18 protein-coding genes are annotated in these 21312 nt (G+C 67.5%); 2 read left to right on the plus strand and 16 right to left on the minus strand.

Annotation, left to right across the window (positions count from 1 at the left end; all coding sequences use genetic code 11):
- Window positions 1–14: 14 nt before the first annotated feature.
- The 14 genes from HZF05_RS17895 to rfbA all read right to left on the minus strand — a co-directional run bounded on the left by HZF05_RS17895 (window position 15) and on the right by rfbA (window position 15514).
- Complete coding sequence (locus HZF05_RS17895; protein ID WP_160363864.1) at window positions 15–1118, minus strand: acyltransferase family protein; 1104 nt, start codon at window positions 1116–1118, stop codon at window positions 15–17.
- Complete coding sequence (locus HZF05_RS17900) at window positions 1115–2077, minus strand: aldo/keto reductase (RefSeq protein WP_160363865.1); 963 nt, start codon at window positions 2075–2077, stop codon at window positions 1115–1117. Before HZF05_RS17900 ends, HZF05_RS17895 begins: the two co-directional genes overlap by 4 nt.
- Window positions 2074–3300 (minus strand): glycosyltransferase, encoded by a 1227-nt coding sequence (locus tag HZF05_RS17905; protein ID WP_160363866.1) that lies wholly within the window; start codon window positions 3298–3300, stop codon window positions 2074–2076. Before HZF05_RS17905 ends, HZF05_RS17900 begins: the two co-directional genes overlap by 4 nt.
- 2 nt (window positions 3301–3302) lie before the next feature.
- Window positions 3303–4964, minus strand: a complete 1662-nt coding sequence (locus tag HZF05_RS17910) for a GMC oxidoreductase (RefSeq protein ID WP_160363867.1) — start codon at window positions 4962–4964, stop codon at window positions 3303–3305.
- 15 nt (window positions 4965–4979) lie between these two features.
- Window positions 4980–5861 carry a hypothetical protein gene (locus tag HZF05_RS17915; RefSeq protein WP_220129906.1) on the minus strand — a complete coding sequence of 294 codons (882 nt, stop codon included), beginning with the start codon at window positions 5859–5861 and terminating at the stop codon, window positions 4980–4982.
- Window positions 5862–5916: 55 nt separating this feature from the next.
- Window positions 5917–6792, minus strand: coding sequence for a WecB/TagA/CpsF family glycosyltransferase (locus HZF05_RS17920; RefSeq protein ID WP_160363868.1), 876 nt, complete (start codon window positions 6790–6792; stop codon window positions 5917–5919).
- Window positions 6793–6827: 35 nt separating this feature from the next.
- Window positions 6828–7922 carry a Gfo/Idh/MocA family protein gene (locus HZF05_RS17925; protein ID WP_160363869.1) on the minus strand — a complete coding sequence of 365 codons (1095 nt, stop codon included), beginning with the start codon at window positions 7920–7922 and terminating at the stop codon, window positions 6828–6830.
- 215 nt (window positions 7923–8137) lie between these two features.
- Window positions 8138–9544: a GDSL-type esterase/lipase family protein gene (locus tag HZF05_RS17930; protein ID WP_160363870.1), complete on the minus strand. Its 1407-nt coding sequence runs from the start codon at window positions 9542–9544 to the stop codon at window positions 8138–8140.
- Entirely contained in the window at window positions 9541–9981 is a 441-nt protein-coding gene (locus HZF05_RS17935) for a hypothetical protein (protein ID WP_160363871.1), read from the minus strand. Before HZF05_RS17935 ends, HZF05_RS17930 begins: the two co-directional genes overlap by 4 nt.
- Before the next feature lie 143 nt (window positions 9982–10124).
- The gene (locus tag HZF05_RS17940; RefSeq protein WP_160363872.1) at window positions 10125–11138 is read right to left on the minus strand and encodes an NAD-dependent epimerase/dehydratase family protein; all 1014 of its coding nucleotides are present in this window, start codon (window positions 11136–11138) and stop codon (window positions 10125–10127) included.
- A complete protein-coding gene (locus HZF05_RS17945; RefSeq protein WP_160363873.1) occupies window positions 11135–13234 on the minus strand; it encodes an SGNH hydrolase domain-containing protein in 2100 nt (699 codons plus the stop codon). The genes HZF05_RS17940 and HZF05_RS17945 overlap by 4 nt, the downstream gene beginning before the upstream one ends.
- Complete coding sequence (rfbD, locus tag HZF05_RS17950; protein WP_160363874.1) at window positions 13231–14094, minus strand: dTDP-4-dehydrorhamnose reductase; 864 nt, start codon at window positions 14092–14094, stop codon at window positions 13231–13233. The genes HZF05_RS17945 and rfbD overlap by 4 nt, the downstream gene beginning before the upstream one ends.
- A complete protein-coding gene (gene rfbC, locus HZF05_RS17955) occupies window positions 14091–14636 on the minus strand; it encodes a dTDP-4-dehydrorhamnose 3,5-epimerase (protein WP_160363875.1) in 546 nt (181 codons plus the stop codon). Before rfbC ends, rfbD begins: the two co-directional genes overlap by 4 nt.
- Window positions 14633–15514, minus strand: coding sequence for a glucose-1-phosphate thymidylyltransferase RfbA (gene rfbA / locus HZF05_RS17960; protein ID WP_160363876.1), 882 nt, complete (start codon window positions 15512–15514; stop codon window positions 14633–14635). The genes rfbC and rfbA overlap by 4 nt, the downstream gene beginning before the upstream one ends.
- Window positions 15515–15715: 201 nt before the next feature.
- Between rfbA and HZF05_RS17965 the strand changes: the two genes are divergently transcribed.
- A complete protein-coding gene (locus HZF05_RS17965) occupies window positions 15716–17026 on the plus strand; it encodes a UDP-glucose dehydrogenase family protein (RefSeq protein WP_160363877.1) in 1311 nt (436 codons plus the stop codon).
- 4 nt (window positions 17027–17030) lie between these two features.
- Here HZF05_RS17965 and HZF05_RS17970 read toward each other — a convergent pair whose 3' ends face one another.
- Both HZF05_RS17970 and HZF05_RS17975 read right to left on the minus strand, forming a co-directional pair.
- The gene (locus tag HZF05_RS17970) at window positions 17031–18464 is read right to left on the minus strand and encodes an HlyD family type I secretion periplasmic adaptor subunit (RefSeq protein ID WP_160363878.1); all 1434 of its coding nucleotides are present in this window, start codon (window positions 18462–18464) and stop codon (window positions 17031–17033) included.
- A complete protein-coding gene (locus tag HZF05_RS17975) occupies window positions 18461–20605 on the minus strand; it encodes a type I secretion system permease/ATPase (RefSeq protein ID WP_160363879.1) in 2145 nt (714 codons plus the stop codon). The genes HZF05_RS17970 and HZF05_RS17975 overlap by 4 nt, the downstream gene beginning before the upstream one ends.
- Window positions 20606–20946: 341 nt before the next feature.
- On the opposite strand from HZF05_RS17975, the gene HZF05_RS17980 reads away from it, so the two are divergent.
- Window positions 20947–21306, plus strand: a complete 360-nt coding sequence (locus HZF05_RS17980; protein WP_160363880.1) for a hypothetical protein — start codon at window positions 20947–20949, stop codon at window positions 21304–21306.
- Window positions 21307–21312: the final 6 nt, after the last annotated feature.

Here is a 21312-nt window from a genome sequence, read left to right on the forward strand (position 1 = left end):
CGTTCTTCGTAGGCCTAGACCGTTTCGATCTCGGGTCGGTGCATCGGCGCAAGGCGCCGCCGGGGGCTGACCAGATCGGTCAGCGGTCGCTCGACATAGCGGTAGCACAATATGCCCACTGCCGCCGCCGCGATCGTCGCGACGATCGCGAACAAGGGCACCGAGCCGGGCAGATGGTCGAGGTGCAGCTTGCGCCACGCCTGGCTCGCCACCGAGAGCGTGACGACGTGCGACAGGTAGATCGAATAGGATGCGTCGCCGAGCAGCGTCAGTGCCGGTATCATCCCGATCCTGCCCCGCGCCTCGAGGCCCAGCATGCCCGCCACCACCGCCGTCGCCGCGATGCCGCGCACCAGGAAACGCGACGAGTCACCGTCGATCAGCCCCGGCAGCGCCACCACCGCAGCGAAACCGCCGATCAGCAGCGCCCAGCCCAGCACCGGCGAAAGACGTGGAAAGACGCCGCTGCGCGTCGTCGCCAAGCCCAGCGCCATGCCGGTCGCGAACTCCAGCATGATGCTCGACGTGTAGAAGCCGGCGCGGCTCAGCATCGGGAAACCGGCCGCCTCTCCCACGCCGACCAGCACCAGCAGCGCCCCCACCGTGCCCCAGAAGCGCAGGCGTGGCCTGGCGAGCAGGAATAGGCCGAAGATCAGGTAGAAGAACATCTCGTAATTGAGCGTCCAGCCCGGAACCACCACCGGATCGAGCCCGTGCGTCACGGGATGCGGGGCCGGCAGGAAGAAATAGGAGCTGACCACGTGCGCGGCGGCGAAGCGAGAGCTTTGCAGCGCGTGGGGTGCCACGAACATCAGCACCACCATCAGGGTCGTCACGAGCCAGTAGAGCGGCACGATCCGCACGATCCGGCGGCGCCAGAACTCCATCGGCGTGATCGGACGGCCGAACGTCGTCACCCACATGATGAAGCCGCTGATCACGAAGAAGATGTCGACGCCGCTCGACAGGCCAGGCAGCCACGGACCGCCATAGCCGAGGCGCGGCATCTGCGAGCCTAGGTGGAAGACGACGACCATCATCGCCGCCACGCCGCGCAGATACTGGATGCCGACGATCTGCGGCAGCGCCTTCTTCGGCGGAACGGAGGCCGTCGTCACCCCGCCCGGCTCCGCACCATCGCGCCAAGCCGGAGGATCGCCGCATCGTCGCGCGGGCGCGCATGGCGGGCGAGATTGTCGGCAAGGTGGCCGGGGTGGAACATCGACATGATGACGACCCCGCCCGCATTGGCGGCGAAGGCGTAGTCGGCCAGGAAATCCTTGGCGGCGCGCGCGAAGTCCGCATCGTAGCCGGCTGCCGCGAAGGCGGCCCGCAATTCCCCGTCGCTCTCGATCATCGCGGCAAGGCGCGCCGGTCCGCCGTCATTACCGTACGCGCTGTGGGTGACGCGATCGGCGGCGAGGCCCGGATCGGCGGCGGGCAGGAACGGGTTTCCGGCGGTCTGGATCATGCCGTAGAGATCGGGCGCGGCGGCCAGCCCCGCCGCCGCCGCCTCGGGGCTCGATGCGATCGCGGCGACCTTCACCTTGCCGGCCCGGATCACGCGGGTCAGCGCCTCCAGCACGTCGTCGCGCACGACCTCGTCGGGTTTCGCCTCGTGCAGCGCCAGCACGTCGACATGATCGACGCCCAGCCGTCGCAGGCTCGATTCGACGCTGACCGGAATCATCGCAGCGTCGATCGGCGGCTTGGTGGGCGGAGGGCGGCGGCGGCGGATCGCCGCGCGCAGCCCCGGCGCCACCTCCAGCGCCACCCGCAACACGGGCCGCGCGATCCGCTGCTTGAGCGACGGCGGAGACGGCGGAATGCCGACCTTGGTGACGATCTGGAAGGCATCGCGCGGCTTGCCGGCAAAGAAGCGGCCGAGCAGCCCTTCCGCTTCACCATCGCCGTAGGAGGGCGCGACGTCGTACCAGCTGATCCCTGCGTCCCACGCCCGTTCCAGCGCCGCCAGCCCGTTGCCGGCCGAAATCCGCGAGCCGAGCGAGGCGCAGCCGAATCCCAGCGCCGACACGTCCGCGCCGAGCCGGGCCATGCGAACCCGCGCGACGCTCACGCCGGCAGTCCGTGCAGCAGGCGGTGATCCTTCCAGATCTTGCCAAGCAGCGTCTCGGGGCGGAACGCCTCGACCGAGCGGTTGACGCTCTCGGGCGTGATCGTGCCCGCCTTCATCGCCTCGAAGATCTCGACCATGCGGCGCGCCTGCAGCTCGATATGATCGTCGACATGCGGGATGAGATAGCCGCTGACGCCGTCGGTGATCACCTGCTCCAGCTGCGGCAGGTGGCGCGCCACCACCGGCCGTCCGGCGGTGAGGAACTCCATGACCACGCGCGGCATGCCCTCGAAATCGGAGGTGAGGATGCCGATATGCTTGCTCTCCAGCATCGCGGCGATCTCGATGCTGTTCTTGATGCCGTGCCGGATGGTGATGTCGCGGATCGCGGCGAACTCCGGAAACTGCTCGGGATCGCCGTCGCCGACATAGTGGAAGCGGACGTTCGGGTTGAGGGCGCGCAGCGCCGCGATCACCCGAAACATAAAATCCGGCCGCTTGAACAGATCGAGCCGCCCGGCGAACATCACGTGCATCAGCCCGTCATCGAAGCGGTAGGGCGTCGGCTGGAAGATGGTCGTGTTCGCCCAAGTGGTCAGGGTGTCGAACTTCTTGGCGAACGGCCAGTACTTCTTCTTGTACATCGCGGTCATGTTCGGGTTGACCGCATAATATTTCTTGGACACGGCGGCGGCGACGAACTCGGTCGCATCACGGATATACCAGTGCTTGCCGAGCGAGCTCGACATCTGCTGGTCCTTGCCGCCCCATATATGCACCATCTGGATCACCGGGATGCCCATCGATCGCAGGATCGGGGCATATTCCACCCGGCGGATCTCGGCCGAATAGCCGCCGCCCTTCAGCACCCGGCGCAGCATCCCCCAATTCTTCACCAGCAGCGAGGCGAAACGCCACGTGTCGGACTTGGTGATACCCTCGCCATAGGCGTTGCTCAGGTCGTCGAGCCGGAGCAGAGGCAGGAACTTGAAGGTCCGTCCCCGGAATTCGACCTCGCTGATCTCGTTGATCGGCAGCTTCCCGCTCTCGTCGGCGCCGACGAACAGCAGGTCCATGTCCTCGGGGTGATAATAGATATAGTCGCGGATGTAGGTCTCGATCCCGCCGACCTTACTTCCGCGCGGATCGCCGCTGTTGAACAAGGCGACGCGATAACGTGGCTTCGCGGACCCGACCTCGGACTTCGCCATTTCCACCCCCATGATCAGGCTCCCACCACTTCGAGCGGCCGTGACGCCTCCGCCGCCAGCCGATCGGCCAGCCTGAGGCCGAGCGCCACCGCGCTCAGCGTCGGATTGGCCTGGCTCGACGTCGGCAGCACGGCCGTGCTCGCCACGAACAGATTCGGCGCATCGAAGCAGCGAAGATCGCCATCTACCACGCCCTCGCTGCGGTTGGCACCCATGCGGACGAGGCCGATCTGGTGGGTGCCGTGCGCCGCCGTTTCCAGCACGCGGGCCGCACGCGCCTCGCGCGGCACGCGATACTCGAGCCGCCCGATGCGGCTGCGCACCAGCCAATCCTCCAGCAGATCGTGCATGCGGACGACCGAATCGGCGTCCTGCTCGCAGAAGCGGTAGTCGATATGCAGTGACGGCAGGCCGAGCCTGTCGCGTTCGCCGGAAAGGCGCACCCGGCTGTCCGCACGCGGCGCCTGCTCGGCATGATATTGCAGGCCGTAGCGATGCGCCTTGTTGAGCACGAAGAAGCCCGGCAGGCGGGTGGACTTGTCGTAGCGCCGGCGCAGGAAATCGACGCCGAAGATCGCGGCCGCCGGCATGCCGGTCGCGAGATTGGCGATGTGCGGCAGGCGGCGCTTCGGCCCGGCCGGCACGTGCAGCTTGCGGATCGCCTCGGCCACCAGCCGCCGCCCGAGCGGACCGACGCTCATCGCCAGATAGACCAGCGAGAGGATCGCACTGCCGTGGCGGGGATCGGAGATGGGAGGCACGATCGGCCACAGCGCGGTGTTGAGCAGGCGATGCGCGCGCTGCGTCTCCGCGCTCGCGGTGAAGCGCCGACGGACATAGGAGCCGTGGGCATCGACATGGAAACCGAAATTGCGATCGAGATCGCCGTCGAGCACGATGTCGGCGATCTCGCCGAGAACATGGCCCATATAATAACGGCCGAGCGGACCGTCCTCGCCGCCGAAACGCCCCGGCGACTGCTGCTGCGCGGCGAGCAGCAGGCGCGCACTCTCCACCCCGCCCGCCGCGATCACCAGCATCGAGACCGGCAGCCGCACCCGCTCGCCGCTCTTCGTGTGCGCGACGGTGATGTGGGTAACGGCGCCGCTTTCGGCAAAGGCGATGTCGACCAGCGTGGCGTGGGTGCGCACGTCGAGCTTCGGATCGCGCGCGATCGCCTCGGCATGGATGATCTGCGCCTGCTGCCGGTTCGCCCAGCGCTCCAGCGTCGTGCAGTCGAAGCCGTCGTCGGCCAGTGCCACACCCGGGATCGGCTCGCGATAAAAGGGGGCGCCCGATCGCGTCGCCTCCACCGCCGGCGCGATCCAGGGTACGTAATCGGCATGAGAGATCGGCCAGCGGGCCTCCACCCAGTCGCGCGCCTCGAAATCGATCGGATCGAAGGGCAGGCAACGCGCGCCCCACAGGTTCGAGGTTCCACCGAGCCGTCGCGCCGTGGCGATGCTCATGTCGTCGTGGCGGCGCGCGTCCGTGAAGCCGGCGGCGGCAAGCGACTGGACCTGCGCGTCGGCCGCATCGCCACCCGATTCGAGCAGCAGCACGCGGCGGCCGCGCCTCGCCAGATCGGTCGCGATCGCCAGCCCGACGGGCCCCGAGCCGACGATGCACAGATCGTGCCCTGCCGCCTCCAGCCCGGCGATGCCGTCGGTCAGCATGACTTCAACGGTCGATCAGGCCGCGACCGCGGCCCGCGCGCCGTCATATTCGCGGATCAGCGCCACGGTGTTCTCGATGTTCGCGCGGCTGGAGGCGCCGAACAGGATCGAGCTGACATAGGGCTCGTTGACCACCCACTCGATCGCCTCGCGCGGGGAGATGCCTCCCGATGCCAGTACCGACATGGCGATCATGCGCGCCGGATGACGCTTCACCGCCTCGCGATAGCCCTCGATCCCGCCCGACATGCGAAAGGCCAGCTTGTTGACGTTGGCGCATACGATCGGGTTCTCGACGCCCGCCTCGTGCAGCATGGGCAGCAGCTTCGGCACGTTCATCGTGATGAAGCCGGCCTCGGCATTGTAGCGCTTGCGGCAATGTTCCGAAAAGATGCGGAAGGCATCGACGAAGCCCAGCCCCTGCACCAGATCGGTGACGACGTTCTGCAGGAAGATGACCGGCGTCTCCAGCCCCTCGAACATCTTCATCTCGGCATCGACGAGCAGGGTCATCATGCTCTCGATATCCTTGCCCAGCACCGCCTTGGAGCCGCGCAGCACGGTATCGACCAGGCCCTCCTTGGGCAGGAACTTGCGCAGCGCGTCGAAATAGCCGAGCTCGGTCACCGCATTGGCGTATTTGTGCGCGTAGGGCATGCCCGGATAGAAGGTGAAGCCCTTCCACATGTCCGGCCGCGCGCGCACGTCGTCGGCGATCTTCTCGATCGTGTCATGAGTGGTGCACATGAAGCCGCCGGCGCCAGCGTGCAGCGCGGCCTGCAGCACCTCGATGATCGCATCGGTCGACTGGAAGCGCATCGCCTGCTGGCGGGCCTTCTCTTCCGACATGTGGTTGATGCCGAAAAACTGGTTGTCGCCGAAGAGGATGCGTTCCACGGATCAGGCTCCAGAAGGTCGCGGCGAACCGAAGCCGCCGCGAACGGGAATAAGCTCAAACGGTTTCGGACGTCCCGGCCGACGCGCCCTTCGGCGACGCCGCAGGAGCAGCCGTGCTGCCCGGCCCCGGAAAGGCCGGCGACGGGAAGGGCGGCGGACGGTACAGGCCGATGCGGTCGAGCAGCACATGCCCGAAGAAACCGATCGTGCGATAGTAACGACGCCAGTAACGGCGCGGCTCGGTCGCCATGCGATAGACCCATTCGAGCCCGTTGCGGCCCATCCAGCCGGGGGCGCGACGCACCGCGTCCGCCTCGTAGTCGATCGTCGCGCCGACGCCCATGTAGATTTTCACATGCGGCATCAGGTGACGGTAGCGCTTGACCCAGATTTCCTGCTTGGGGGCGCCCAGGCCGATGATCACGCAGGTGGCGCGGCAGGCGTTGATCCGGTCGATCGCCTCCTGGATTTCGGCCTCGTCGTTCACGAAGTTGTAGGACGGGCCGAACGCGCCGACCACCGTCTCGCGTCCGGTCTGGCCGTTGATGCGGTCCATCGCGCGCTGGGCGATGCCGGGGCCGGCACCGAGGAAGAAGATGCGCACGTCGGGGTTCTGCGCGTGCCGCTTCCAGTAGGTCGGCACGATGTCCGATCCGGACACCTTCTCCTGGATGCGCCGGCCGAGAAAGCCCAGCGCCCAATAGACATATTTGCTGTCCGAGGTGACGTAGTCGGCCTGGCTGTAGATCTCGGCGAACTCGGGGTTGCGCCGGAGGTGATAGAGGTGATCCGGGTTGAGCGTGAGGACCAGCCCCTCATCGAGCCGCTCCATCAGCTCGTTCATGCTGAGATTGTCGACCCAGGCGTTCTGTATGCGCGAACGCCGCCAGGGCTTGTGGCCGGGCTGATCGACATCGCAGAAATTCGGCATCGCCGATCCTTTCCCTTTCGCGGACGTCCGGACGCTCAGCGCCCGAACATGCGCCCGACCAGACCGCCCGCCTTGCGCTGTTGTGGCGCGGCGAGCTCGATCACCCCGGTGCTGCCCGCCGCCGCCGAGCGGATCATCTCGATCGCTGCATCGGTGTCGGCGGCGCCGGCGAAGCTGTTGCCGTAGGTGGTCCGCTTTTCGATGATGGCGCGGGCGAAGGCCTCCAGCTGGGCGGTATATTCCTCGCCACGCAGGTAGAAGCTCACTGGCGGCGTCAGGTGGGTGATGTAGTTGACCGTCCAGCCTTGCCGGTATCCCTCGGGGATCGGGGCGCTGCCGGTCAGGAACACCTGGATCTCCTGTCGGTCCGCATAGAGCTTGCCGCCCTCGCCCCATACCGACACGCGCGTCGTCATCTTGCGCACCGAAGGATCGGACCAGTTGACCGAAAGCTGCCCGGTCACACCGCCTTCGAAGCCGAGCGTGGCATAGACCTCGTCGTCGACTTCGGCGGAGAAGCCGCTCTTCAGCACCGCGCCCGAGCAGGCGAGCGGGCGGCCGAAATACCAGTTGAGCAGGTTCAGGGGGTGGGCCGCATAATCGTAGAGGCAGCCGCCGCCATTGCCGGCCTTGCCACGCCAGGTCGGCTTGGCGGGCTTGAGCACCACCGGGCCGTAGGCCTCGCCCTGAACATGCGTGATCCGGCCGAGCGCGCCCGCGTCGAGCAGTTTCTTGACCTCGGAGAAGGTGCCGATGAATCGATTGTGGTAGCCAACCTGCGCGATCAGTCCCTTGGACGCGGCGAGCTCCGCCAGCTCCCGGCTTTGCTGCGCGGAAAGCGTCAGCGGCTTCTCGCAGAAGATGTGCAGCCCGCGCTCCAGCGCCTTGCGCGCCATCGGCTCGTGGGTGGTGGTCGGCGTCGCGATCACCACCGCTTCCAGCTCGGGCAACTTCAGCAGCTGGTCATAGTCGGCGACATAGCGGAGCTTGCCGTACTTCTCGATGACCGACCCGACCATCGCCGCGCTGTCGCAGATCGCGACAACCTCGAAATCGTCGAGCGCATTCACCATGGCGAGGTGGGAAAGGCCCATTTTGCCCAACCCGACCACTGCGACCTTGACCGTCAATGTCCATCCCCCAAAGTCCAATGGTGCTGCAATGCAGCGTGGCCGCCCGCCCCCCTTCTGTCAAGCTTCGGAGCGTTTCAAATTGATGATGCAGCCTTTGACGATAACCGCCCGAAATCCGAAAATGGGACGGAAATCCGCGATGTCCGGTTTTGTTGCCGGCTTGGCGGGCGCCCGGACCGTAGCGCCCGCCGGTTTCGCGGATCGTCCGGCTCCTACGCCGGATCGACCTTTACGATGCAGGCTCGGCCGAAGCGGATCGTGCCCGGCGGCGATACCGGCCCGTTCGGATAGCTGCGCAGGAAAGCGGTTGCGAGGATCTGCAGGTCGCTGGCTGCCGGTGGCGCCGTCAGCGTGTGCATCGGCGTCCGCATCACGCCGCTGATCGCCTCGCCCGGAAGATCCCGCTGCGCGCTGGCCAGATCGGCATTGTAATTGGTCGATCCCTGCCAGCGCATCAGCAGCGAGGGGAAGGAGATCATGCTGTTGCCCGCGTCGATCTCGAACGCCATCAGCGCCTCGATCGTGTCCCCGGCGGCCAGGCTGGACAAAGCGGCCGAGGATACGCCCTGATAGAGCCGGGCATATTGCGCGTATGTGTAGGTTCCCGCCCCGCTGATCGTGTAGCCGCCGCCGAAGGCCAATTGCTGCATCGGCTGCCCGGACGCGTTGGTGACGAGCGAGGCGACGCAACTGAGTCCCGAGGTCGGCGACATGTCGAGCGTCCAGGCGTCCGCCACCGTGCCCGTCAGGCTCGCGCCGCCGGTCGCCGCGACGAGCGTGCCGGTGCCGTAGCCTGTGCCGGAGACCATCATCGGGTTGAGCAGCATGTTGCCGTTCGGCGCGCCCGGCTGGCACTTCATGTTGCTCGTCGGCAGCAGGTCGATCGGCGGATACCATTGGCGCAGGATCGCCGCGATCGCCTTGCCGACGTAATAAGCGCCGAGCACGCCGGGGTGGGTGCCGTCCACCGTCATGTTCGCCTTGGGCTTGGCGCCTTCGCCCAGCGGATTGGTGAGATCGACCAGGCAGCCGGACGCGACCGCGATCCAGCCGCCCGACCGCGCCGCCAGCGTGTGCAGCCAGCGGTTGCAGCGATCGAGCACGTCATATTGGGCGGGGGTGAAGGCGGTGCCGCCGCCCTGCACCGGATCGCGGGGCAGGATCGGCACGAACAGGCAGCGCATCCCCCGCGCCGCCAGCAGCTGCGCGATCTGCAGCCAGTCGGCGGTGATCGCGGCGAAGCTCGACGTCGCGGTGCCGTGCAGGATGTTGTTGGTGCCGCAATCCACCACCACCGCGCCCGGCGCATGCGGCATGGCGGCGAGGAAGGCCGGCAGGTTGGCGAGGATGGTGCCGGTCTCCATCCCCGGAAAGGCCCAGACGTTGCTCTCGGCCGGCATCCGCGCGCGCTGCCCGCAGAGCGCCAGCGCCCAGGCCATGTAGCCGTTGGCTCCCTTGAGCACGCTCGTGCTCGTCACCGGCGTGACGCGGTTGCCGATGTTGGAATCGGGCGCGACCTTGCTGTCGCCGATCACCGCGATGTGCGGCACCGGCGCGGCCGGCCGGGCGAGCAGCGCGGCCCGGGCCGCGAGCGCCTGCGCGGTATAATCCTCGCTCACTGGCGCACCTCGTAGGTCAGCGTGCCGGAGGTCAGCGCGATGTCGAGCCAGTAGGTGGCGCCCGCCACCGTCTCCTCGCGCACCGGCTCCTGCGCGTTGGCGGTGAAGACGCCCCAGGGCTGGCCGCCGGCGCTGAGCGGCAGGCAGGTGGTGCCGCCGTCGAGCGAGCGCAGCACGCGCACGGTGCCCGCCCAGGTGCCGCCGAGGGTCAGCCAGATGGCGCGGCCGAGTTCGGGCGTGAAAGGGCCTGCGGCGCCGCTCGCCGATGCCGATCCGACGAGCGGGGTCGCGGTGGCGGCGGTCCATCGCTGGCCGACCGGAAGCGGGTGATCGGGATCGACCGCGACGGCGGCGGAACCGGGCTGGCCGTAGGCGACGGCGTGCGAGGTAATGGTGGGCGACGGGTTGAAGACGAGCGGATTCGGGTCGGCAGCCATGGTCGACGCTCCCTTGCATGAATATCAGGTTATCGAGGATGCAATCCTATAACCAAAATGGTTCGAAAATGCAAGCAAAATCATGCGCGGCCGGTGGCGGTCGGCCGCCGGCAATCACGTCCGCCTAAAATTTCAGCCTGAAATCAGCCGGTTTTGCCGGCGATATAGCCCTTGTACCAGTCCACCCAGAGCGGGATGCCGACAGACAGCGGCGTCGACGGCTGGAAACCGAGATCGCGCTGGATCGCCGAGATGTCGGCATAGGTCGCCGGCACGTCGCCCGGCTGCATCGGCTGCTCGATCCGGATCGCCTTGCGGCCGCAGCTCTCCTCGATCAGCGCGATCAGCGTCTCGAGCTGCTCGGCCTGATTGTTGCCGATATTGTAGAGCCGGTGCGGCGACCGGCTGCCGCCCGCCTTCTCCGCGCCGTCGTCCGGCGGCGGATTATCCAGCGAGGCGATCACGCCGGCGACGATATCGTCGATGAAGGTGAAATCCCGCCGCATGTTGCCGCCGTTGAACACGGTGATCGGTTCGCCCTTCAACACCTTCTCGGTGAAGCCCCACACCGCCATGTCGGGCCGGCCCCATGGGCCATAGACGGTGAAGAAGCGCAGGCCGGTCTGCGGGATGCGATAGAGATGCGAATAGGATTCGCTGAGCAGCTCGTCCGCCTTCTTGGTCGCGGCGTAGAGCGAGATCGGAAAATCCACCCGCGCCTCGACACGGAACGGCAGGTCGGGGCTGGTGCCGTACACCGACGAGGAGGAAGCGTAGACCATGTGCGCCACTCGCCGCTGCCGCGCCAGCTCCAGCATGTTGAGATGGCCGACGAGGTTGGAATGGGCGTAAGCGCGCGGGTTGAGGATCGAGTAGCGCACGCCCGCCTGCGCGCCGAGATGGACGATGCTGCGGATTTCCTCGCCCGCCAGCGCGGCGTCCATCGCCTCGTGATCGGCGAAGTCGATCTCGTGGAAGGTGAACAGATCGGTCCCGCCCGGCGCCCGGCGGATCGCCTCCAGCCTGTCCCGCTTGAGCGACACGGGATTATAGTCCGTCAGGCAGTCGATGCCGACCACGCGCTCGCCTCGGGCCGCCAGGAGACGGATCACGTGCGACGCGATGAAGCCCGCCGCGCCGGTCACCAGGATCGTCATTTCGTCACCACTCCGTGTTGCGCATTCGCGGTCTGATCGAGGGGTCCGGTTCCGGTGTCCGCCCGCACCCGGTCGACGAATTGCAGGAAATTCGGCAGCAGCAGGTCGTTGGCGAAGCCGGACAGATGGTCCGTGTCGGAATAGAGCGGCCGGCCGTCGAGATAGCCATGGCACTCCGGCGTATCGCACAGCGCCGGGAACGGATCCCAGTAATAGACCCCCGGCTGCGCGAGCGCGGCATAGAGCGCGCGCGCCGGGGCCGCCCGCTTCTCCAGCATCGATCGCGGCAGATCGGGGCCGATCCTGCAATAGTCGCTGATCCGGTTGAACGGATCGGCGCAGCGCACCAGCTCGACCGCGGTCACCGGCTTCGGCTCCTCAATGATGACGCGGGCGCCGGTCGAGAGCAATTGACCGAGCCGGACGCGGTTTCTCTGCCGGTCCTGCGCGCCGACCGGCCCTTCCGGGGTCCGAAGACTTCCGTCGCCGTCGCGGACGCGCGGCACGGCGAGCGCCGGGAGGAAGATCACGTCGCCCGGCCGCGCACGCGCCCTGATGTCCGCGATCGACCGGTTCAGGAAAGCGTCGCAGGCAGGGATGGTGGTGTTCGCGAGGGTCTGGATCGGGCGGCATCCCCCGAGCGAGTAGAGCCGTACATCATACCGCCCGGAAGCGGCCACCTGCCAAAGCATCCGGGTGTAGGCACCGGCATGCGAATCGCCGAGCACGAAGAGCCCGGCGGGCGCGGCGGGGGCGCAGGCCGGCGACCACGTGGTCAGCTGCCCTCCGCCGAAATGCACGCTCCGCTTCTGGTTCGCACATTGGGCCGAGGCCGCGCCCGGCCACGCATAAGCGTCCCAGACCGTCACGTCGTTCGAGGCCGCCAGCCCGAGCGTCGGCTTGGCGCCGTCCAGCGCCGTGCACGATACGGCCAGCAAGGCCGCCACGCCGCCGAAGGTCGCGAAATAGCGTGGCGCGGAGATCGTCTTCAGCCATGCCGCCGAACGGATCGGGCGTTCCACCCAATGATAGCTCGCCTCCGCCAGAGCGAAGGTCGCCGCGAAGGCGATGACCCGAAGGACAGACGTGTCGAGGCCGACTGTCCAGCGCAGCAAAACGACGACGCCCCAATGCCACAGATACAGAGAATAGCTGATCCGCCCGACATGGCGCAGCCATTCCCGCGTGAGGAGGACGTTGGCCCAGTGCGTCGGCATCGTCACGATGCATGCGATCACGGCGGCGGTGCCGAGACAGGCCGGTATCGCGAACGGGAACGGAAATGGATCGGACGGGGTCAGGACGAACGAAGCGATCAGCACGACGAAGCCCACCGCGCCCACCACGGCCATGCCCCGGCCCCCGGAGATCGCCCTGCGCTCGCGCGACAGCGCGAGCTTCAGGAGGAAGCCGATTCCCAACTCCCAGAACCGGGTGGGCAGCATGTAGAAGGCGAATTCGTGCGATCGCCTCGTGACCAGCCAGCACGCGAGCAGCGACCCCAATGTCGCCGCCACCAGCACCGCGAGCGCGATCTTCGATTTCCCTGCCGACCGGCGCGCGATGAGCCAGTAGGAGAAAAACGGGAATATGAAATAATATTGCTCTTCTACAGCGAGCGACCAGGTGTGCGTGAAGGTGTTGAACGCCGTTCCTGGCGAAAAATAGTCGCCCGACTTGAAGAACAGCACGACGTTGCTCAGGCCGAACAGCGAAGACGTTCCCGTCATCGCGATATATTGCGTTTCCCGTCCGCCCGGAATGAAGAGCATCCCCAGGATTTCGACCACGATCACATAGAGGAAGAGCGCCGGAAAGATACGGGCGAACCGCCGTCTGTAGAACCAGATGAAATAGTCGGAGAGCGACGAGGGGTTCGCCTCCGAAACCGATTGCGCCACGACGTAGCCGGAGATCACGAAGAAAACGTCGACGCCGACGAACCCCCCGGGCATCCAGCTCTCGTGGACGTGGAACAGGACCACGCCCAGCACGGCCAGCGCCCGCAGCCCGTCGATACCGGGAAAATAGGGATGGGTTGCGGCGCGACCGTCGCCGGCGGTGACGTGTCTCACTCCCGCCGTTGCAGCACTCACGCCAAAGGCTCTTTCGCGATCTCCGCCATCATGATGCGCAGATTGGCGCGCCAGTGCGGCGCCGGGCCGCCGAGCGCGGCCCAGGTCGCCTCCTTGTCGAGCACCGAATAGGATGGGCGCCGCGCCGGTGTCGGGAAATCGGCGGTGGAGATCGGGACGACCGGCACCGCCTTGTCCAGCAATCCGATCGCGAGCGCCTCCTCCTGGATGGCGACCGCGAAATCGTACCAGCTCGCAGCACCACTGTCGGTATAGTGGTAGATGCCGCTCGCGCCCTGCCCGGCCAGCGCCCACAAGGCGGCGGCGAGGCCAGGCGCGTAGGTCGGCGTGCCGATCTGGTCGGCGACGACACGCACTTGCGGGTGCTGCCCCATCAGACGCAGCATGGTGCGCACGAAATTGCCGCCGGTCGGCGCATAGACCCAGGCGGTGCGGACGATCAGCGTGTCCTCGCCCGCCGCCACCTCGCCGGCCAGCTTGGTGCGGCCATAAGCACCGAGCGGGCTGGTCGGTGCGGATGGCGCATAGGGTATGCCCGATGCCCCGTCGAACACGAAGTCGGTCGAGACGTGGACCAGCCGCGCCCCCGCGTTCCGCGCCGCATCGGCCAGGATGCCGACAGCGGCGGCATTGACGGCATAGGCCGCATCCTCCTCGGCCTCGGCCTTGTCGACCGCGGTATAGGCCGCCGCGTTGAGAAGCAGCGCCGGCCTCTCCGCATCGATCAACGCCGTGACGGCGGCGCGATCGGTGATGTCGAGCGTGTCGACATCGTGCGAGACGATCTCGACGCCCTCGGGCGCGGTCGCGGCGAGCCCCCGGCCGAGCTGGCCCTTGCCGCCGACGATCAGCGCCTTCACGCGAAGGCCTCGATCTCGGCGAGCGGCTTGCCGACCTGGTCCTTGGCGGAAAGCTCGGGCTCGATCCCCTCGAGTGGCCATTCGATGCCGACCGTCGGGTCGTTCCACAGCAGCGAATGCTCGTTCGCCGGCTCGTAGAGCGCGGTGCATTTGTAGAGGAAGTCGGTGCCGTCCTCCAGGCTCAGGAAACCGTGGGCGAAGCCCGGCGGCACCCAGAACATCCGCTTGTTCGCTGCGGAAAGCTCGACGCCGACCCATTGGCCGAAATGCGGCGAGGACCGGCGGATGTCGACCGCGACGTCCCATACGCGCCCGTTCACGACGCGCACCAGCTTGCCCTGCGGGTTGGGGTTCTGGAAATGCAGGCCGCGCAGCACGCCGCGCCGCGATCGGCTGTGATTGTCCTGCACGAAGCTGAGGTCCAGCCCCAGATCGGCGAAGCGGGCCTGGTTCCAGCTTTCCATGAAGAAGCCGCGATCGTCGCCGAAAACCTGCGGCTCGATGATCACTGGGCCGGGAATGGCGGTCTCGATCAGCTTCATAGCGCGCCCCTGCCTTCGAGCAGACCGAGCAGATAATCGCCATAGCCGCTCTTGCGCAGCGGCGTCGCCACCCGCTCCAGCGCGGCGGCGTCGATGAAGCCCTGCCGCCAGGCGATCTCCTCCGGGCAGCAGATCTTGAGGCCCTGCCGCTCCTCGGTGATCCGCACGTAGAGCCCGGCATCGAGCAGGCTGCCATGCGTGCCGGTGTCGAGCCAGGCATAGCCCCGCCCCATGATCTCGACCGAGAGGCTGCCCTCGTCCAGATAGAGGCGGTTGAGATCGGTGATCTCCAGCTCGCCGCGAGCCGAGGGCTTCAGGTCCTTCGCCCGCGCCACCGCCGTGCCGTCGTAGAAATAGAGGCCGGTCACCGCATAATTGGATTTGGGCGCGGCCGGCTTTTCCTCGATCGTCTCGGCCCGGCCCTCGGCGTCGAAGGAGACGACGCCGTAGGCCGTCGCGTCCTTGACGCGATATCCGAACACCGTCGCGCCATCGGTGCGGCTGTCCGCTTTCTGGAGAAGTTCCGGAAAGCCGTGGCCGTAGAAGATGTTGTCGCCCAGCACGAGCGCAGACGGATCCTCGCCCACGAAGCCGGCACCGATGCGATAGGCCTCGGCCAGCCCGTTGGGCTCGGGTTGCACGGCATAGTCGATCGAAAGGCCGAGCTCGCCGCCGTCGCCCAGCACCGCCTTGAACGCCGCCTGGTCATGCGGGGTGGTGATGATCAGCATCTCGCGGATGCCCGCCATCATCAGCGTCGACAGCGGATAATAGATCATCGGCTTGTCATAGACCGGCATCAGCTGCTTCGAGACGCCGCGAGTCAGCGGATAGAGCCGTGTTCCCGAGCCGCCGGCCAAGATGATTCCCTTGCGCATTCGCCCCCGCCCGCAGCCATCCTCGTGCCCAGCCAGTTACCCGACCGCCCGTCGCATTGCAACGCAGCACCAAGACGCGATGCTCGACGGAATGGCGAAATGCTGCGCCTGTTTGCAATTCCGCTTCGCCGCCTCGCTTGCGCGAGTCGCGAAACCGATGCAATGCAGCACGCATTCTTTCGCGGCGAAAGCAGGGGTTCCATGCGCATCACGATGATCGGCACCGGCTATGTCGGCCTTGTTTCCGGGGCGTGCTTCTCGGATTTCGGTCATGAGGTGGTCTGCGTCGACAAGGACGACGCCAAGATCGCTGCCCTGCACCAGAATGTGATGCCGATTTATGAGCCGGGGCTGGACGCGCTGGTCGCCGCCAACGTGCGCGCCGGCCGCCTGTCGTTCACCACCGACCTCGCCGAGGGCGTCAAGGGCGCCGATGCCGTGTTCATCGCCGTCGGCACGCCGTCGCGACGCGGCGACGGCCATGCCGACCTGAGCTATGTCTTCGCGGCCGTGAAGGAAGTGGCCGAAGCGCTGGACGGGCCGGCGGTGCTGATCACCAAGTCCACCGTGCCTGTCGGCACCGGCGATGAGGTCGAGCGCATCGTCGCCGAGGCCGCGCCCGGCAAGGGCATCACCGTCGCCTCCAATCCGGAGTTCCTGCGCGAAGGCGCCGCGATCGACGATTTCAAACGGCCCGATCGCGTCGTCTGCGGTACCGACGACGAGGGTGCGCGGGCCGTGCTTTCCGCCATCTACCGCCCGCTCTCGCTCAACCAGTCGGCGCCTGTGATGTTCACCGGCCGCCGCACGGCCGAGCTGATCAAATACGCCGCCAACGCCTTCCTGGCGACCAAGATCACCTTCATCAACGAGATCGCCGATCTCTGCGAAGCGGTGGGCGCGGATGTGCAGGAGGTCTCGCGCGGCATCGGATTGGACAACCGCATCGGCCGCAAGTTCCTGCACGCCGGCCCCGGCTACGGCGGCTCCTGCTTCCCCAAGGACACGCTGGCGCTGCTCAAGACCGCCGACGATTTCGAGAGCCCGTTGCGTATCGTCGAAGCAACGATCAACGCCAACGACGCCCGCAAGCGCGCGATGGGCCGCAAGGTCATCAGGGCGATGGGCGGCGAGGTGCGCGGCAAGACGATCGGCGTGCTGGGCCTCACCTTTAAGCCCAATACCGACGACATGCGCGATTCGCCCGCCATCGCCGTTATCCAGACGCTGCAGGATGCCGGCGCAACGATCCGCGCCTTCGACCCGGAAGGCCATGAGCAGGCCCGGAAGGTGCTGACCGGCGTCGAATTCATGGACGGCGCCTACGAGGTGGCCGACGCCGCCGACGCGCTGGTGATCGTCACCGAATGGGACGCGTTCCGCGCGCTCGACCTCAAGCGCATCGCCGGGCAGCTCAAGCAGCCGATCCTCGTCGACCTTCGCAACATCTATCCGCCGCAGGACGTGATCGATGCCGGCCTGGACTATACCGGGGTCGGCAAGGGGGCATAGCCGCCTATCGCTCGTGCCCGGCCTCGGCGAAGACGCGCTGGACGGGCGAGAGCACGTAATCGGCGAGGCGGCGGCGCCCCGTCTTGATCTCGGCCACGACTGCCATACCCGGCGTGATCGCCCGCTGCGCGCCATCGACCAGAATGGTCGGACGCAGCAGGCGGATGCGCGCGGCATAGACGGGCGCGCCGGCATTGGCGTTGGGATGCGCGGGATCGTAGGTCGGCGTCATCGCGTCAGCCGAGACCGAGACGACCACGGCCGGCACGGTACCGTATCGGGTGAACGGAAAGCTGTCGATCTTCACCTCTGCCGGCATGCCGGCGCGAACGAAGCCGACATCGCGATTCTCCAGCCGGGCGCGAACCTCGACGCCGCCGCCGGCCGGCGATAGCCGCATCACCGGCTGACCAGGCTGGACGACACCGCCGATCGTGTGGACGGCCAGTTCCTGCACCGTGCCGGAGACCGGCGCGCGCAGCGTCATGCCGGCAAGGTGCGAGGCTGCCTTGTCGAGCTGGTCCTGCAGCGAATCGGCCTTGGCACTGGCCTCGGCCAGATCGGCGAGCGCCTTCTGCCGGATGTCGGCGGCGCTGCCCGCCCGATCGCTGCGCGCCGCAGCCAACGCCGCCGCGATCCCCGGCATGCGCTGCCTCTGCGCCGCTATCGAGGCGGTCGCATCCTTCGCCTGCCCCTCGGCATCGACCATCCGCAGATCCGAGGTGAAACCCTTGCGCGCCAGGACCTCGTAGATTCCCAGTCGCTTGTCGGCGACCTTGGAGAGCGCGGTCAGCCGATCGAGATCGGCCTGCCCGCCGGCCAGCTCGGCCTGTTTCTCGACGACGACGCGATCGAGCTCGGCCAGCTTGGCGTCGCGCGCGGCGATATCGTCCGTCGCCTGCTGGCGGGCGAGGCGCGCGGCGGTGGGATCGGCCCCGGGCGGTGCGGCGAAAGGCTCGCCCAGCGCGGTCGTGCGCAGCCGCGCCACCTCCAGCCGCTCGGCGTTCAGCTGGCCGCGCAGCATGTCCCGATCGGCCTGCGCCTCGGTCGGCTGGAGACGCAGCAGCACGGCGCCGGCGGGCACGCTCTGCCCGTCATGGACCAGGATCTCCTCGACCCGCGCGGCGTCGAGCGGCTGGATGACCTTGCCGCCGCCATCGGAGGCGACCTCGCCCGGCGCGGTCGCGGTCATGTCGACCTTGCCGATGAAACCCCACAGCAGGATCAGTCCCACCAGTGCCGCGATCACATAGCCGGTCACGCGCGCAGCGGGCGACGGCGGCGCTTCGACGATCTCCAGCGCGGCGGGCAGAAAATCCAGCTCGTCACGTCCTGCGCCGCCGAACAGCGCATCGATTTTCGCGCCGTCACCCAGCGCCCGCCACTGCCGGACGAGCGATCGGCGCGCGTCGCCGATGCGGGCGGGCAGCATCGTCATGCCGTCTGCCGCTCGATTCCCGAGATCTGCGCGCGCCACAGTCGCGCGTAGCGCCCGCCGGCGGCCAGAAGGGACGCGTGGTTGCCGTCCTCGATGATGCGGCCGCCCTCCACCGTCACGATCCGGTCGGCCATGCGCAGCGCGGAGAGACGGTGCGCGATGATGATCACGGTACGCCCCTGGCAGATCGCCTGCATGTTCTGCTGGATGGCCTGCTCACTCTCGAGGTCGAGCGCGCTGGTCGCCTCGTCGAAGATCAGGATGCGGGGATCGGTGGCGAGCATCCGCGCGATCGCGATCCGCTGTCGCTGACCGCCGGACAGGGTGGCGCCGCGCTCTCCCACCTCCGTCTCGAAGCCCTGCGGCAGCGCGGCGATGAAATCATAGGCGCCGGCCAGCCGCGCGGCGGCGACCACGCGATCGATCGTCATGCCGGGGTTGGAAAGCGCAATATTCTCGTGGACGCTGCCCCGGAACAGCATGCTGTCCTGAAGCACGAGCCCCACCTGCCTGCGCAGCCAGGCGGGATCGAGCATCGCCGCGTCGATCCCGTCGATCAGCACCCGCCCTGTCTCCGGCACGTGCAGCCGCTGGACGAGCCGTGCGATGGTCGACTTGCCCGAACCGGACGGGCCGACGACGCCGATGATCCTGCCGGCGGGCACGTGCAGCGTCAGTCCATCGAGCGCGGGCGGTGCGTCGATCCGATAGCGGAAGCGGACATCCTCGAACGTCACCGCGCCCGACAGCAACGGCGGGGGCGCCGAGGCGGTGCGGCGTGGTTCGGCCGGGCTGTTCAGGATGTCACCCACCCGCTCGACCGAAATGCGCGCCTGCTGGAAATCCTGCCAGAGCTGGGCGAGGCGCAACACGGGCGTCGCGATCTGCCCGGCGAGCATGTTGACCGCGACCAACTCGCCGATGGTGAGGTCGCCCCGGATCACAGCATGGGCACCAAGATAGAGGACGAGCAGCGTGGTCAGCCGGCTGACGAACGTCGCCGCCTGGGTCGCGACGATGCCCACCCGCATCGCCGAGAAGGCGGCGGCGACATAGCTGGCGAGCTGCGTCTCCCAGCGCCGCTGCATCCCCGGCTCGACGGCCATCGCCTTGATCGTCTCGATGCCCGTCACGCTTTCGACCAGCAGCGCCTGATTCTCGGCACCGCGCCGGAAGCGCTCGTTGATGCGATCTCGCAGCACCGGCGTCGCGATCAGCGAGATGAGCACGTAGAGCGGGATCGAGGCCGTCACCACCCATCCGATCAGCGGCGCGTACCAGAAGATCAGCGCGAGGTAGAGGCTGCCGAAGGTGAGGTCGATCGCCAGCGTCAGCGTCGATCCGGTCATGAACTGGCGGATGCTCTCCAGCTCGCGAACGCGCGCGACGCTGTCACCCACCCGCCGCGCGCCGAAATAGCCGAGCGGCAGCGACAGCAGATGGCGATAGGTGCGCGCGCCGAGCTCGACGTCGATCCGGTTGGCCGTGTGCGAGAAGAGATAGGAGCGGATGCCACCCAGCAGCACCTCGAAGGTCAGGGCGATCGCCATGCCCGTGACCACGACGTCGAGCGTCGAGAAGCCGCGATGGACCAGCACCTTGTCCACCACCACCTGGAAGAACAGCGGCGTCGCGAGGCCGAGCAGCTGCAGCGCCACGCTGGCGACCAGCACCTCGGACAGCACCCGGCGATACCGCATCACCGCTGCGAGGAACCAGCCGAGTCCGAAGCGCCGCTCCGCCGAGGCGAGCGGCTCCTTGCGCCGCATCAGCAGCAGGGTGCCGTCCCAGCCGGCGACGAAATCGTCGATCGCCTTCACCTCGGGCTGGCGGCCGGGATATTGGAACAGCACGCGACCGGCGCCGTCCGGACCGGCGATCCGCGCGACGACCAGCCAGCGCCCGTCGGCGTCGCGGGCCAGCGCCGGCAAGGGCTGGCGGCCCAGACGATCCGGCGCGGGGCGGACGAGGCGAGCGCGCAGGCCCGAAGCACCGGCGGCGCGCAGCATCGCGGTCTCGTCGAAAGACCCCGAGGGTGCGAAGCACGCAGTCATGTCGGCGGGATCGGCGGGTACGCCGTGCAGCACGCAGGCGAGCGCGAACGCCTCCGCGCCGCCGTCGCTTGTCCGTCCTTCCGCCATCAGCCCCGAGGCCCCCCTCGAATAGCGAACACCGATACGTCGTTATCGCGGATGCGGGGCCTCGCCTATCCCCGGTCGGCCATGATGATCCGTTTCGCCAGACCGGGTTGCAAGCTGCAAATCGGTGGTTCCGAGGCATGACGATCATTTAATGTGTCGAAACGCATCATCATTTCGCCTTTCATTTTCGACGATTAGGCACGCTGGCCGGCGGCGACGGTCTGTCGCCGCAATCTTCCGGCGCGACCATGTGTTTTCCAGGCCGAAAGCGAGCATGTCGCTGCCCGTCCCGCGCGCTTTTCCGGTATCGTGCGGGATACAGGCCTCGAGAGGATTTCCTCGTGAACACACGGATCATCGCCGCGTCTGTAGCTGCCGCCACCCTGATCGGAATGGCGGCCACCTCGGCATCTGCAGATGCCTATAGCCGCAGCCGGGCGGAAGCCATGCACCAGAACCAGGTCAGCGTCTCTAAAGCCGAGGCTCGCAACAGCCGCGCGACGGCCGAGGCGAAGCACCAGAACGAGGTCAGCGTGTCGGAGGCGGAGGCCCGCAATCGCCGCGCTACTTCCGAGGCCGTGCACCGGAACGATGTCAGCGTGTCCGAGGCCGAGGCGCGCAACCGGCGGGCCACCGCCGAAGCGAAGCACCGCAACGAGGTGAGCGTCGCCGAAGCCGAGGCGCGCAACCGGCGACATTGAGCACAC

This window comes from Sphingomonas chungangi, from assembly GCF_013778325.1.
Lineage (GTDB): Bacteria > Pseudomonadota > Alphaproteobacteria > Sphingomonadales > Sphingomonadaceae > Solisphingomonas > Solisphingomonas chungangi.